This is a genomic window from Vibrio sp. L3-7 (assembly GCF_963898195.1).
In the GTDB taxonomy this organism is placed as follows: Bacteria; Pseudomonadota; Gammaproteobacteria; order Enterobacterales; family Vibrionaceae; genus Vibrio; species Vibrio echinoideorum.
The window spans coordinates 53901-68514 of record NZ_CAWQUW010000019.1 but is presented as its reverse complement, the minus strand read 5'-3'; the positions used below and the strand labels follow the sequence as shown (position 1 = coordinate 68514).

The 14614-nt window shown below is 41.4% G+C and carries 13 protein-coding genes and 1 tRNA gene; 11 read left to right on the top strand and 3 right to left on the bottom strand.

Annotation, left to right across the window (positions count from 1 at the left end; translation table 11 throughout):
- Positions 1–181: 181 nt before the first annotated feature.
- A complete protein-coding gene (locus AACW75_RS14330; protein ID WP_017076421.1) occupies positions 182–751 on the bottom strand; it encodes a UPF0149 family protein in 570 nt (189 codons plus the stop codon).
- Positions 752–888: 137 nt separating this feature from the next.
- Here AACW75_RS14330 and AACW75_RS14325 point away from each other — a divergent pair, with 137 nt between their 5' ends.
- The 11 genes from AACW75_RS14325 to AACW75_RS14275 all read left to right on the top strand — a co-directional run bounded on the left by AACW75_RS14325 (position 889) and on the right by AACW75_RS14275 (position 12827).
- Positions 889–3420, top strand: coding sequence for an ATP-binding protein (locus tag AACW75_RS14325; RefSeq protein ID WP_445329522.1), 2532 nt, complete (start codon positions 889–891; stop codon positions 3418–3420).
- A gap of 248 nt (positions 3421–3668) precedes the next feature.
- On the top strand, positions 3669–4118 hold the full coding sequence (locus tag AACW75_RS14320; RefSeq protein ID WP_102553218.1) for an L-alanine exporter AlaE: 450 nt from the start codon (positions 3669–3671) through the stop codon (positions 4116–4118).
- A gap of 162 nt (positions 4119–4280) precedes the next feature.
- Positions 4281–4371, top strand: a tRNA-Ser gene (locus AACW75_RS14315).
- Between the two features lie 255 nt (positions 4372–4626).
- Positions 4627–5841: a sodium/glutamate symporter gene (gltS, locus tag AACW75_RS14310; RefSeq protein ID WP_017076417.1), complete on the top strand. Its 1215-nt coding sequence runs from the start codon at positions 4627–4629 to the stop codon at positions 5839–5841.
- An 852-nt stretch (positions 5842–6693) separates the two neighbouring features.
- Positions 6694–7527: a hypothetical protein gene (locus AACW75_RS14305; RefSeq protein ID WP_267135277.1), complete on the top strand. Its 834-nt coding sequence runs from the start codon at positions 6694–6696 to the stop codon at positions 7525–7527.
- A gap of 54 nt (positions 7528–7581) precedes the next feature.
- Entirely contained in the window at positions 7582–8565 is a 984-nt protein-coding gene (locus AACW75_RS14300) for a hypothetical protein (protein ID WP_145571974.1), read from the top strand.
- Positions 8566–8588: 23 nt separating this feature from the next.
- Positions 8589–9200, top strand: a complete 612-nt coding sequence (locus AACW75_RS14295; RefSeq protein ID WP_145571972.1) for a lipoprotein — start codon at positions 8589–8591, stop codon at positions 9198–9200.
- 80 nt (positions 9201–9280) lie between these two features.
- Positions 9281–10750, top strand: coding sequence for a transglycosylase SLT domain-containing protein (locus tag AACW75_RS14290; RefSeq protein ID WP_145571970.1), 1470 nt, complete (start codon positions 9281–9283; stop codon positions 10748–10750).
- A gap of 61 nt (positions 10751–10811) precedes the next feature.
- Positions 10812–10982, top strand: coding sequence for a hypothetical protein (locus tag AACW75_RS14285; protein ID WP_186437218.1), 171 nt, complete (start codon positions 10812–10814; stop codon positions 10980–10982).
- 2 nt (positions 10983–10984) lie between these two features.
- A complete protein-coding gene (locus tag AACW75_RS14280) occupies positions 10985–11791 on the top strand; it encodes an ETEC_3214 domain-containing protein (protein ID WP_145571968.1) in 807 nt (268 codons plus the stop codon).
- 58 nt (positions 11792–11849) lie between these two features.
- Positions 11850–12827, top strand: a complete 978-nt coding sequence (locus tag AACW75_RS14275; protein ID WP_145571966.1) for a DHH family phosphoesterase — start codon at positions 11850–11852, stop codon at positions 12825–12827.
- A gap of 49 nt (positions 12828–12876) precedes the next feature.
- Here the strand turns inward: AACW75_RS14275 and AACW75_RS14270 are convergent, their stop codons facing one another.
- Complete coding sequence (locus AACW75_RS14270) at positions 12877–13629, bottom strand: DeoR/GlpR family DNA-binding transcription regulator (RefSeq protein WP_145571964.1); 753 nt, start codon at positions 13627–13629, stop codon at positions 12877–12879.
- A gap of 9 nt (positions 13630–13638) precedes the next feature.
- Positions 13639–14343: a glycerophosphodiester phosphodiesterase family protein gene (locus tag AACW75_RS14265; RefSeq protein ID WP_145571962.1), complete on the bottom strand. Its 705-nt coding sequence runs from the start codon at positions 14341–14343 to the stop codon at positions 13639–13641.
- Between the last annotated feature and the right edge of the window lie 271 nt (positions 14344–14614).

The following is a 14614-nucleotide window of genomic DNA, read 5'->3' as shown; positions in this document are numbered from 1 at the left end:
TCTACAGCGGCGACGACCTGTAATTTAAAGCCTAGTGTGTAATCACGCTGAGTGCGCTTAACGTAGGTATTATTTGAAGTAGTCATAATTCGTCCTCAATGTGTAAACACATTTCAGGACGGGACATTCAAACTAAAAAAGGCCTCGTTGAGAGGCCTTTTTGCTATCTAATTAGTCGATATTATTGAGCTTCAGCCAATGCGATACCGCGCTGAGTTAACCCGCAAAGCATGACAGGAACTGCGTTAAATATCTCTTCAAATTGCTCTAGGCCTTCAATACCTTGCTCCGCAAGCGTTGCAATTGAAGTTTCTGGATCGTACAACATGCTTAGTGACAGTAGTACGCCGCCGACTAGCGCGTTGTCTTCGCTATCTTCAGGCATCAGAGTTTCCCAATCGTCACGGGCAATCTGCCAGCCTTGAAGTAAGCCTTCACAGAAATCTCGAGCCGCAGTGTTCACTACTTCTGCATCATCCAATTGGCAAGCTTCAGGCCAAACCCAAGTACCTTCGATTAGCTCAGGACGTGTTCTATTCCAAAGCGTGATGATAACTTCAATGTAGCTTTCAAGTTGTTCACCATCCGTAAATGGAGCGACTTCTTCGCCACCCCAAAGGAACGGTAGCCACTCATGCGGTGTTAACACATTAGGGGCGGCTGCCATTGCCGTGACAAATCCCATGGTTTTGTGTTCTGTGATTAGCTTTCCTTCCAACTCTGGAAGCGCAAGAATATCTTGTAAGGTCAAAGTGAGGTACCGTAAAAGGGAACATATTTGCGCTTATAGTACCAATGAACTTGTGCCAATCAAGCTTCAATCTAAAAAGGCTTGATGTCATTGGTGATAAACACTAGGTTTAATAGAAAAGAAAACAACAAAAAATTATGCAGATACGGTCATCTTTAAAGAAAAAAAGCATGGTAGCGCTTGGATTATACCTTGCGATGTTTATTGCGATTGTCGGTAGTGTGACGTATTACGTCGTAGAATCCCCTGTGCGCGCCAAATTACAACAAAACCTCGACTTGCGTACGCAACTTTTATCTGCCTTGATTACAGAGCCACTCAGCAGTTCTCGAGGCTTTGTTGATAGCTTGGTTGGCTTTGCTCAAGCACATCGCAATGGTGATGATGTTATTCCGCTATTTAAATCGATGTTGGCGGCGAGTGATGACACGATCGTCAGCGCTGGCATCTGGCCAGAACCTTACGTGTTGGATTCTAAGAAGCTGCTTAACAGCTATTTTTTCAACAAAGCCGACGATGGCAAGATTGACCAGTTGTTTTCTTATAACAACCCTAAAAACGTCCCTTATCACCAAGAGTATTGGTACACCTCTGTCATTAACAAAGATCAAGGAACCATCTCGTGGAGTGATGTGTATATCGATCCATACACTCATGTTCGAATGATCACAGCCTCATCACCTTATTATTATGATGGTACCTTTGCTGGCGTTGCGACGGTAGATCTCTCTCTTGAGGAGTTATTAGGCTTTATTAAGAACCATGCGGAAGAGTATGACCTTGGTATTACGTTAAGAGATAAACTTAACCAAGTATTGGTTTCCCACAATTTCAATCTTGTTGAAGGGATTTACATCAGCAATAACCAGTTTGGTGAATTCGGTTGGCAAGTGGATGTCGTCAATTCAAAATTACTGGTATCAGATGAGGTATTTCGTCAGGTAATGAGTATTGAAGGCGGTATTGTACCTCTGTTGTTATTGTGTGTAATGGCAGGTTATTACTTGTTGAACCGCTATTTAATTAGCCCTATCACAACTATTGCAGCCAAAGTCGATGGTTCTAAAGCGGGTGAGATCATTGATGTTGACTACTCAAGTCAAGATGAAATCGGTCATTTGATTAAAACCTTCAACGAAAAGACCATCTACCTTGAAGCTGAAAAGGTTAAAGCTCAAGCATCAACCAATGCTAAAACTGCTTTCCTTGCAACTCTGTCACATGAAATTCGAACTCCAATGAATGGTGTATTGGGAACCGCTCAGATCCTATTAAAAACCCCTTTAAATACAGAGCAAGAGAAACACCTTAAGAGCCTGTATGAGTCTGGCGATCACATGATGACTTTGCTCAATGAGATCTTGGATTTTTCAAAGATTGAACAAGGTCGATTGGATCTCGATGAAACTCGTTTCCCGCTTGATTCCATCATTGGCAGTATCAACAGCGTTTACTTCACATTGTCTTCCGAAAAGGGGCTTCAATTTAAGGTGTACTCTGAGGTGCCTTCTGGCCGTTGGTACTTCTCGGACAAAGCTCGCCTGCGCCAAATCTTGTTTAATCTACTGAACAACGCCGTGAAGTTCACTTCCAGAGGCTTTGTTGAGGTATACCTGAAAGAAATTGTAGAAGGGAGTGACACCTACCTCAGTATTCGAGTGCGTGATACTGGCATTGGTATTTCTAAAGAAGCCCAAAAGCGTATTTTCAAGCCTTTTGAACAAGCCGAGTCGTCGACCACAAGACGCTTTGGCGGTACTGGCCTTGGCTTGGCGATTGTGAAGAAAATTGCTCAGCTCATGGATGGCAGTATTACTGTTACCAGTGAAGAGGGCATAGGTACAAGCTTCGATGTTCGATTGAAGATACAACCTTGTCAGCCTGGAGAGATTGAGAGCTTGCCACATAAGAAGTTGGATTATTCTGGCTTGAAAGTGCTGATTGTAGAAGATAACCGAACCAATACCGTCATCATTGAGACCTTCATGAGCAGCAAAGGGTTCACCTGTAAAAGCGTCGAAAATGGTGAGCTTGCCATACAAGCCGTCGTCGCTGAGCATTTTGATTTGGTGTTGATGGATAATCATATGCCTGTGATGGACGGCGTTGAATCAACAACAGCGATTCGTGCCTTAATTGGCGATGTGTCATCAGTTTTGATATTTGGTTGTACTGCTGATGTATTTAAAGAGACACGCGAGCGTATGCTCGGTGCTGGTGTGGATTACATTATTGCTAAACCGATTGATGAACGTGAGCTCGACGACGCTTTATTCCGTTACTCGAACAAGCTTTACCAATTTCATGACGATGAAAGCCATGAGGATGCGATAAGTGATGAATTTCGTCATAAAACAGTAAGTAGTAATGTAAACCTGCAGAACACACATCCACACGGGCAGAAGAGTCAAAGTCGTTCGCTACCTAAACCCGACCTGCGAAATAAAGACAACACTGAAGAGCTACTAGTAACGCTGTATGTGGCGCTAGAAGATAATAACCTTGAGCTGATTCAGTTTGCCTTGGAAACCCTACGTGCTCATATTGTCCCGATGAACAATGCTGAACTTACATCTCAAGTTGATAAAGCCCTAGAACAAGTTTCTCTTGGGGCGCCTCCTACCCAAGGTGTCATTAACATTATTACTGTTAACTTACCTATGGCCTAAGTGTTGTTTAATTACAGAAAGTAAACAACGAATTGGCCATTATTTGACCTTGATGCGATTTATTGGTTGAAGTGACTGCTTTTTAACTGGTTTTTGGTTGTTAATTTACAACTTGATTTTTAATTTGGAATGTATGACTGCTTATCTTGTGTTTTAATAGCGATATTATCTGGTAGGGTGTAAATACACCTTGTTTATATGTTACTAAATCACTACTTAAGCAGTGATATATTTTAGGTTTGTTGTTAATGAAGTCTCGTGGTCCATTTTGTATTCGTAATGCAGCAGCGGATACATTTGCTATGGTAGTTTTCTGTTTTATCTCAGGGATGATCGTAGAAGTGTTTATTTCAGGTATGACGTTTGAGCAATCTCTTGCTTCTCGAACGTTATCTATTCCGGTAAACATTGCTATCGCTTGGCCTTATGGTGTTTTTCGTGATTGGTTCTTGCGCAATGGTGCAAAGCTTTCACAAAGTACCCCGATGAAAAACCTGTCTGATTTGATGGCTTACGTGTTATTCCAGTCACCTGTATACGCCGGTATTTTACTTGCAGTAGGCGCTTCAACTGATCAGATCGTAACAGCCGTGACCAGTAATGCAGTTATCTCATGTGGTATGGGCGTGCTTTACGGTTACTTCCTAGATATGTGCCGTAAATGGTTTAGAGTTCCTGGCTATTATCAGCAAGCGTAAGCCCCTCGATATTATGAAATTTGGTTTGTTTTTGATCTAATGAGTTAATTTATAATCGAACAAACTGAAAAAGGCACTTTTTTTGATAATGCCCCTTGACCAAAGCAAGCAGAATCAATAAAGTAGCGCCTCGTTGAGTAACAAGCTCAACACAAAATTTGTGGAAGGATGGCTGAGTGGCTTAAGGCGCTCGCCTGGAAAGCGAGTATACGTTTATAGCGTATCTGGGGTTCAAATCCCCATCCTTCCACCACTATTCAAAACCCTAGCAGAAATGCTGGGGTTTTCTCGTTTTAGAGCCCCCTATATTTCACCTCATCTACTCTATCTCTAGTATCAGTTCCTTTAATCATTTCTTTATCGTTATTTACTCTATTTATGTCTACGCAAATTGATCCATATTAGTTGCTTTTGTAACCGATAAAAGCTTGATTTTTTGGTCTGGTTCTAGATGATTAAGGGTAAGCAACATTATGAATAATCTTAACTATTAGGAATCTATCTCCTCATGACGGAAACCCTCGTTTCTCCATTGCTCTCCTTTACTATCGCGATCTCATTACTGTTTATTGGTAAAGGTTTGATTGAGCGATCTGAAGTATTAAGGAAGTATTCTCTACCGGAACCGGTTATTGGTGGCTTTGTTTGTGCTGCTACCGTTGCCGCGCTTTATTACCTATTTGAAATTCAAATCACTTTTAGCCTAGATGTCAGAGATTTTTTACTGCTCTACTTTTTTGCTGGCATCGGACTCCAAGCGGATATTAAAACACTGATTAAGGGTGGGCGACCGTTGTTCATTCTATTGTTTCTTGCTGCTGTCTTTATCGTGTTGCAAAACGTGGTTGGGATGGCGGTAGCTTCGGGCTTTGGAATGGATCCCAAAGCTGGCTTGTTATCTGGCTCTGTGAGCTTAATCGGCGGTGTAGGCACAACGTTGGCGTGGGCACCAATGTTCGTGGAAGAGTTTGGCATTTCGAACGCGCTAGAGCTCGGTGTGGCGTCAAACACGGTTGGCTTGATTGCAGCGTGTGTGATTGGTGGTCCAATTGCAAATTACTTACTTAATAAACACAAAATCAGCCCGTCTAATGAAGAAGACGTGACGGTTGGTGCGTACCAAGAAAGCGAAACACGCACTGAGTTAAGTCATTACGGTGTGCTGTGGGCATGGTTACTTTTAAACCTCACTCTGATGCTTGGTTACAGCATCAGTGAAATTATCGACTCAATGGGGTTAAAACTTCCATTGTTCGTAAGCTGCTTAATCGCTGGTATTTTTATAGGGAATATTGGCCGTGCATTGTTTACGAAGCGTCGAACACAAGAGAAAATAGCCCAAGGCCGAAAAGGCTTAGCGATGATTTCTGACATTTGTTTGGGGATGTTCCTGACGATGGCGTTGATGGGTCTTCGCATCTGGGATCTTGATGGGTTATTTGGCTATATCTCGGTGATCATGAGTATTCAGATTCTACTGTCCCTGTTATTTACCATGTTTGTGGTCTACTACATGATGGGACGAAACTATGACTCCGTGGTGATATGTTCAGGCTTCGGTGGTATTACATTAGGTTCGACCGCTACAGCGATTGTGAACATGACGGCCGTGACGCATCGTTATGGTGCAAGCCCACAAGCTTTCATTGTGGTTCCATTAGTATGTGGTTTCTTTGTCGATTTAATCAATGCATTGGTGATTAGTTTCTTCGTCGGAATGTGACGACTACCTAAGCTTTACTTGCCATTGACTACAGACAATTCCTGGTAGCTTGCTCGATTGAGTGAGCTATTAATTGTCTTGTTATAAACCCCTCAAATACGACCATACCTTTCATTATCCCATCCATTTCTTATTAAATTTTATATCAATAGATGCCTTAAATTAAGGAATTGAACTTCATGCTTCAACACCACCTATCTCTTCCCGATTGAATTTTACTCTCATCTTGTGAAATAGCACAGATTTCAGGTCTACAATCGTTTTGGTTTTCTATTCGTGGTGTTCAATATTCCCCTCTGTCCAAATAATAGCCACAATCTAATTGTTCTAATAATAATTTTTTTAGAACTCACTAAATTTAGCAGTGAAGTTTTATATTATAAATGAGAAAGGTTAGTTTGTTTTTTGAACGTTTTTGACGTTCCCCTTTATTCTTATCGAATTTTTTGAAAATAAAATTAATAAAATTAATTAAATTTTACGGTTTTTTTGTGTTTTTGAATGAGATATAAATCTTTTTATATCATACGGTTATGCTATTTATCTTGTCATTTACCTCACCTGACTGATGTTGGTGAATCGATGATTATTTAAATAGTGTACATTTTATGAATAAAAATAGACCACTCTCTCAATGTGGCGATTTGAATGTTATTTAATGACGCTATAACATGCCGGGAAATTTATTAGACCTTAGTGCCATATGTTTTCAAATATAAAAAACTTCTATTATTCTCCGTGGTTGTCGGACTTTTATTTACTACTGGTTGCCAATCAACTAAACCAGCTTGGTATTTAAAACCTCAAGTAGACACTAATGAGTGTATTTATGCAGTGGCACAGGCAAGGACCTTGTCTCACGCAAAAAAGATTGCGGTCAATAACATCAATGAAAAGCTTTGGACTCAAGTTGAATCTTCTTTTTACATGCGAGAAACCGCGCGTGAAACGAATGGTGCTGGGTTTTCAAATAGCCTAGTAGATAACAAAGTAAATACAAAAACCGAATCACTAACCCTCAATGGTATTGAATATCTGCAAATGGAAGAGAGTGAACTTGGTGCTTTTGTCGAGGTTAGGGTTAAAAAAAACTTAGTAACGCAGCAATTGATTCGTGAAATAAAAGAGATGAACCGCAGCTCTGAAGCAAAACTTGTCGCGCTTGAGCATCAAGATAAATTGTTATGGTGGCTAGACAACCGCAGTGCCTACCAGTTGCAGCATAAGGTCTCGGTGAGAACGGCAATGCTTGCGCCTTTAGAGTCAGGATATCAAGTAGACACTCGTTCTATCGATAAGCTTATAGCGACTCATAAAAATATCAGCAGCCAAATTAATATCCGTCTTTCTTATGATAGAAATTCACAGAAAGCGACACAGTTATTAGGTAAGCAATTATCGGAATTTAATATTGCTACCTCAACTTCCAAGAGAAGAAACCAAACTCACGTACTACACGTTGATTCAGAACGCCGACGAAATAAAGTGGGGGGTGCGTTTATTTCGACACTGATTTCAAACGTTAAAGTGATCAACATGAAAGCAAAAACTATCTCTCGTAGTGAAATTATATCGACGGGTAATTCAGTAACAAGCTTTAAGTACGCGGATGAAGGCGCTGCTCGCCATTTAAATGAGCAAGTAAAAGAAAAAGGGATTTGGACAGCGTTAGGCTTAATCAAATAATAAGTTCGCTTCCCCACCTGAAAATATAATTAACTGATGATATTCGGAGAAATAATGTTAAAAAAAACGTTGATGGCTACTGCTGTGCTTGCAACTCTAGCTGGCTGTGCTAGTCCTGCAGTTGAGGTTTGTACCCCAGATACACGAGTAGAAATAGAAAAATCAGAAGTTGAAATTCCATCAACAGAAGATATTAAAGTGATCGTTCTTTCACCAAGTATATCCTTTAAGGACGAAGCGAAAACTAAGCTCATTACTTCTATGCGCAATGAGCTTGAAACACAAATATCTACGTCAGGCGCAGAGCTTGTTGATCGTAGCTTAGCAAATAAGCTTAAGAAAGAAATCGTATTTGCCGAACAAAGTGGTCGTTATAACACTAAAGGAGCTTCTGTTGCTGATATCGCTGTGATCACAGAAATTACTGCATCTGACCTTACATACAAATATAAAGAAGAGCGCGAACGTGAAAAAGACGATGGGGAAGTTAAACACTATCCAGCAGAGTGTAAGTTTGAAGTAACCGTAAAAGCAGTAGCGAAAGTGGTAGCTGTTCCAAGTATGAGCTTAATCAAGCGGATTGAAATGAAAGGTGATGAGCAAATTACGGTCGAAGAGAGCGATTCCGAATGCCCGATCTCCATCGGACAGTATCAAAGTTTAGCAAACAAAGCGGCTACAGAAGCGGTCGAACATACCTACGATCTTAAGCAATTGTTAGCCGCAAGCGCTCCAGTATCAGAGCTTCGCCAGTGCGAACACGGCAGCATGGTTAAACTCAATATGGGCACTAACAAAAAAGTGACACCAGGTGCAGAAGTATTGTTTTCCAAAGCCATGAAGTCTAATGAGGGAGACGTTGAAATTTTTCCTATCGGCAAAGGTCACGTAGTAAACAACCAACACAACGCAGTTACGCCAAAGTATTCTTGGGTATCGATAGATGAAGAGACTGCAAAGAGAGTTGAGGCGGGTTCTCTGGGTAAGATTGTTCCAGAAAAATGTCACTGGACTGATCTTGAATGCATCCTGGATTAACTCGACTTTTAAGAGTATTGAAGATGAAAAAATTACTAATTGCAACATCACTAGTGACCGCTCTTGCTGGTTGTCAAAGCAACAACATCACGGTTGAGCAAGCACAGAATTTTGCACAATGTACGTTTCCTGATGCACCTACTGTTGAAGCGCCAGGTTGGATCTGTGATGTGATTCCTACTGATCTGGCCGCTGCTGCGAAAGGTTACGCGAAGAAAAGTGCGGCTGGTATGAGTGTTATGCGCAAGATCGCTGTAAATGATGCACGTGTAAACCTTGCCGCTGAATTCGAAACTGACGTAAGTAACTTATTCCAGGCTGCGACAGAGGTCGTAACATCAACCTCTTCTGCTGAAGGTTTAACGTTAGTAACAGAAGACGTTAAAGAGACGTTTGAAAATATCACTAAGTCCGTAGTGAACAAAACGCTTACAAACAGCCGTGTCATTGTAAGTCAAGCTAGCCCTGCTGGTGGCTTGTACGTCCTCGTTGGTATGGACCAAGCGGCTTATGATGCGAACATGAACAAGGTTATCGACGAAGTTGGCGGTGAAGATTCTGCACTTTGGGAGCAATTCAACAACGAGAAAGCAGCAGCAGATCTTGCAGCGGCATTCGATGCTTTGAAAAAATAATCGTGGTATGACGGATTAGTTAAAGTGAAAAGGCCGCCGATTGAGTGGCCTTTTGTTTCTATGCAATCTCGGAGTTAGTTATGTATAAAACGATCACCAAAACAGGGTTAGCTATCGCAATCTCTGCGGCAATTAGTTTCCCAACGCTTGCGGTGTCAGATAACCAAAAACAGCAGTTAAACAATGCAGTGATTAATGCCAGTCAATCCCAAGAAGAAAAACTGAAAGAGTTCCATGCTTATGTGAATGCGTATTTGGATGAATATGAACAATGGCGTGACGAATACACCAAGAAGCTTGATGAACGTCGCACAGATCTTATTAAAACATGGGGTGATGGAGAGGTTTCTTCTCAAACAAAACAAGTTGAATACTCGCAAGGTGATCGAGTTAAAACCGCCGTGGATTATGAAAATAATACAGCGACCGTTTCTGTTTTAGTCGATAAAGACAGCAGTGCAGAAGAGATTAATGCTCTTGTAACAGAAATCCCGGTAGAAGTCGCAGGGCAAGTTGTAGAGCTATCTGGGTTGAAAGCTCAAGACCACGAGGTTTTGTACTCTTGGGAAAAAGAGCAGCAAGAGAAAGACTTCGTTATTAAACAAACCCAAAGCCAAATGAATGAACTTGATGTTCAGGCGGAGCGGCTAATTCAATCAGATACCGGAATCCCTGAGTCGTTTATCTACCAGCGTGCTCACAACAAAAAATTGACGTTGCTGGCAAAAGCGCAAGAGCGTATTGCAGCGCAAACGAAGCTATTTGATGACATGCGAGTTAAACATGGCATTAAGGTAGAGCGACCAGAGTTCATCGCTGAAAAATTACAACAAGCCACAAAGGTAGAGACAGCACCTGTTCAAGAAGTGCCGAAAGTAGAAGAAAAAGTAACGGACAAAACAGCGAAGTTGAGACCTAAAGCAGAAGAGACAAAGTCGGTTGTGGAAGTAGCATCTGCTCCAATTCAGCCGAAGAAGGTGATCAGCTATAAAGTTAAGCTTCCTGAAAATAGCTTAAAAGCGCGCGCAGGCAAGTACAGTGCATTGGCTGAGAAAGAGAGTAAAAACTGGGAAATAGATGCAGCATTGATTATGGCAATTATGCATTCTGAATCCGCTTTTCGCCCTGATGCTAAATCACACGTACCGGCGTTTGGTTTGATGCAAGTAGTACCAACCAGTGCGGGGCATGACGTGAACAAACAAGTTCGCAATATCGATGCGCCAATGAAGGTCTCGGACTTGTATCAGCCTGTCATCAATGTTGAAACCGGTACCGCTTATTTGGATATCCTAAATAGTAAGTATCTGCGCAAGATTGAGAATGATGAAAGTCGTTTGTACTGTGTGATTGCGGCTTATAACACTGGCGCTGGTAATGTTGCCCGGGCATTCAACGAAGATCGGTCAACGAGTATCGGTAAAGCGTCTAAAGTGATCAACAAGATGACTCCACAAGAGGTGTACAACCATTTGGTCGCGAAGTTGCCATACGATGAAACGAAAAATTACTTGAAGAAAGTGAACAGCCGTATTGCGTTATATAAGTAAAGCTTTTTGAAGCACTTGCGAAAAGCATGTGCTTTAACTTTTTTAAGAGGTGAGATTAAATATGTTTAAGATTTTCGCTTTATTTTTCATCGTTATTGGTATTTACCTAGGCCTTAATTACAGCGACGAAATTGAAGATATCATGGACACCGATGCTTTTGAGCGAGTGCAGGAACGTGCTGAAGACGGCAAAGATGCATTGATGGATACAATTGACGAGATCAAAGGTTAAAAATGTCTGAAGAACAGAAAACTGATATTTCTAAAGATATTCAAGACGAATTACAAGAACTGCAAGAGACACAAGAGTCTCTGTTAGAAGAGCAAAAGAAAGGCGGTCTAGCTCGTACCATTGGTTTGGTATCGGTTATTTCTATTGCTTTGGGTGGCTTTAATGACAGCTTTGATGCATTGGAAAAGATGTTCGACTTTGGTCTTTCTCAAATGACAGATATTCCATCTCATAGAAAGCTAGAGAGAATATATATTCGTTCATCCGCTGAAGCTTTGGATCAAACTTTTGGCGCACCAGTATATATAAAACGTTCAAGTAGTGGTGATGTGATCAAATATTATCAAGATGATCATTTCATACTGTCTGCGATTACTAGAGATAACGCTATTGTCGCTTACCTTGTCTTTCCTGATCAAGGTTTTGTACCTGAAACACGAGAACATGCAGGTGGTGTAGAGTTTTTCAATCAGCCTTTTAATACCATTGAAAGTGTTAATGAAATTCGAGCATCGTTCGCTAGAACTGGCAATTATTACATTGAAGAAAATAACGGTGGGGAATTCGGCTATCTCTATTCTTCAATCAGTGGCGTTAGTGAATTTATTGCGCCAATGACCAAAGGCAATAAGAATTTGCTTGCTGCCGTCGTTGACTCGTTAACGATGGACGAAGATGTCGTAACGAGCGTACAGTCTTTGCGATTGAGCGCCAAACCAAACTTTTATGGTTACAGTACGTTAGGTGTCGATGCGCTTGAAGAAGCGATTTTATCGAGTGCAGAGTACCGTTTGATTCATAAGAGTTAACCATTAACACATTAGCTCTGGCTTCTTACAAAGCTAGAGCTTTATCAGCAGTTGGATTATGGCAAATTCAAAATTCGATACCTTTCTAGAAAGACTCAAAGGCAATAAACGAATCATTGTTCAAGCTCATGACTTCCCAGACCATGATGCGTTGTCTTCGGCGTACGCTCTAGCTTACCTATTAAAAAAGAAAGGTTTTCACCCATTTATTACCTTTCATGGTTACATCGATAGAGTGTCACTGAGGAATCTAATCGATTGGTTAGAGATTCCAATCTATGAGCCAAAAGACTTGAAGCTACAACCAGACGACAAGGTTATTGTTGTTGATGGCTGTATTGGTGAGAAGAATGTTACCGACGTTCCTGGTTTAGAAGTCGCAGTGATTGATCACCACCAAGTAAAAGTTCCAGATTTTGTATGGTACTCCGATGTGCGAGCAAATTATGGCGCAACAGCAACTATGATGGTCGAGTATTACCGCTATTTTTCTTTGCCGATGCCACAAAAAGTTGCAACAGCACTATTGGTCGGTTTGAGCTTTGATACCGCTAACTTTACTCGGGCTGTCGGAGCGGCTGATCTAAAAGCACTGCTGTACCTTCAAGAGAGGGCAGGCAATACCATGGTCAACAAGATTTGTCGTAATCAGGTCGAGTTCCACGAATTGCAACTTTTCAGTTCAATGCTTACTAACTTGCGCCGTGAAAAAAATGCAGCATTTGCGGTGCTTCCTGAGGGTTGTCCTAAAAATATGCTCGGTGTATTAGGAGATTTTCTATTAAGTGTTGATGAGCTTGATATCGTCGTCCTCATTGCTAGGAGTCATGAGAAAACCTTTATTTCTCTTCGTTCAGAATGTTCTAAAAACAATGTAGCGAAGATAGTTAGAAGGGCACTGAACGATAAAGGGATTGGCTTTGGAGGTGGGCATTCTCACATGGCTGGTGGCATCATCAACAATCAGTTTCAACTCAATGATGACCTCGATTATGTCTATGACTTGATTCGACCTAACCTGGTGCTTGACGCTTAAACTTGTTTGCATAGATTGCTGGATATTTTGAAAGGCTTAGCATTTTTATCTAAGTATGAGCGTCATCTTCGACTAATTGTATGCTTAGTTCAGAAGGTAATTGGGTGTTGTTGGTGTATATACGATCAAATTGCTCCAACGATGCTACCTTCAGAGCAGCAAAACGGCCCCATTTACTTGCGTCAGCTACGAGCCAACTTTCGCGGCTGTTTTTGACAATAGATTTTGAAAGGTCGGCTTCAACCTGCTCATGTTCCATTGCAAAATGGCTGTCTGTTACTGAGCCACAACCGCAAATACCAATGTCGGCTTCAAAATCGGAAAAGAAGTGGACCACGCTACTTCCCACCATGTCTTGATGTTCTCTGCGAAATAAACCACCCGCTAAATACACTTCAATCTGCTCGTTTGCTTCAAGGATTCGAGCGACTTGCAGGTTATTGGTGATCACTCGTAATGCAGGCTTTGCCAATAAGTACTGTGCGATACGAGTGACGGTAGTGCCAATGCCCATCATTACCGTTGAACCTTCAGGTATAGCGTTTGCAACAGCCATGGCGATACTGTCTTTCGTTTCTGATTCAACACCAGCACGGAATCGATAACTGGTGTTGGTTAGCGTTGTCGGTAAGCTCACGCCTCCGTGCACTCTTCGTGCTAAACCTTGTTCACATAAGTGGTTGACGTCACGACGAATGGTCTGAGTGGTTACGGTAAATAGCTCGGCTAGATGGTCGATCTGTACGTCTTGATTCGCTTTAAGCGTCGCGAGTATTTGTTTTTGGCGGTGGTTCAGTTCCATAGAAGCTCACTAAAATTTGTTTGGTACGTCGGTAATGATGTTATCAACACCTAGGTTGAGGTATTTACTCGCCAGCAGTGGGTCGTTTAATGTCCATATTTTAAGTACTGTACCTGAAGCCTTGATTGTTTTTGCGGTCTGTTCATCAAGTATTCGGTGGTCAATGTGAATGCTGTATAGGTCGAGTGGCTGGAGCGATTCAAGGCTGAAATCATTCCATACTTCGCAGATAAATCCTCGTCTAACTTCAGGCATTAACTCTTGGCAAAGACTTAACGCTTCCTTTTTAAAGCTTGAGATGAGCAGTTTCTCGCTAGGAAAGTTCTTTTGCTTTATCAGCGCAATAACTTGGTTAACTAAAGGTTTGATCGCCTTATTGTCATATATCTTGATCTCAAGATTCAGAGTCAGACCGAGTTCTAGGCACTTGTCTAGCGCTTCACTTAACGTCGGAATTGAGGTGCCTGCAAACTCACTACCAAACCAACTGCCAGCGTCTAAAGCCTTGAGCGCAGTGAGATCTAAGTCTGCAATATTCCCAGCCCCATTAGTACAGCGGTTCACCGTTCTATCATGAAAAACCATAGGGATACCGTCGGCACTGAGCTGGGTATCAATTTCAACCCAGTCTGCGCCTGCTTTCGCTGCTTGCTCAATACTGACTAGCGTATTTTCTGGTGCTAAAGAAGCGGCACCGCGGTGGCCTGTAATCATAATGTATTCTCGATGTTCATTTGAAAATTTAGGGGACATTAGCTTTATTTTATTACAGATTTATTATCGATAGGCTATATCACCCCATTTTAACTGAGAACTGGTTAAAAGAAGTCGGTTAGAGTTTATACAATAGTGAGACCTTATCCTCAATGTGTTCAAGTGGCTAAGATAAATGTTCATATGAATGTAATAATTCACTTACATACTCTACGAAAACTTAATAACACCCTCTATATTTAGAAAAGATAGCCACGATAAGGTGATTAAA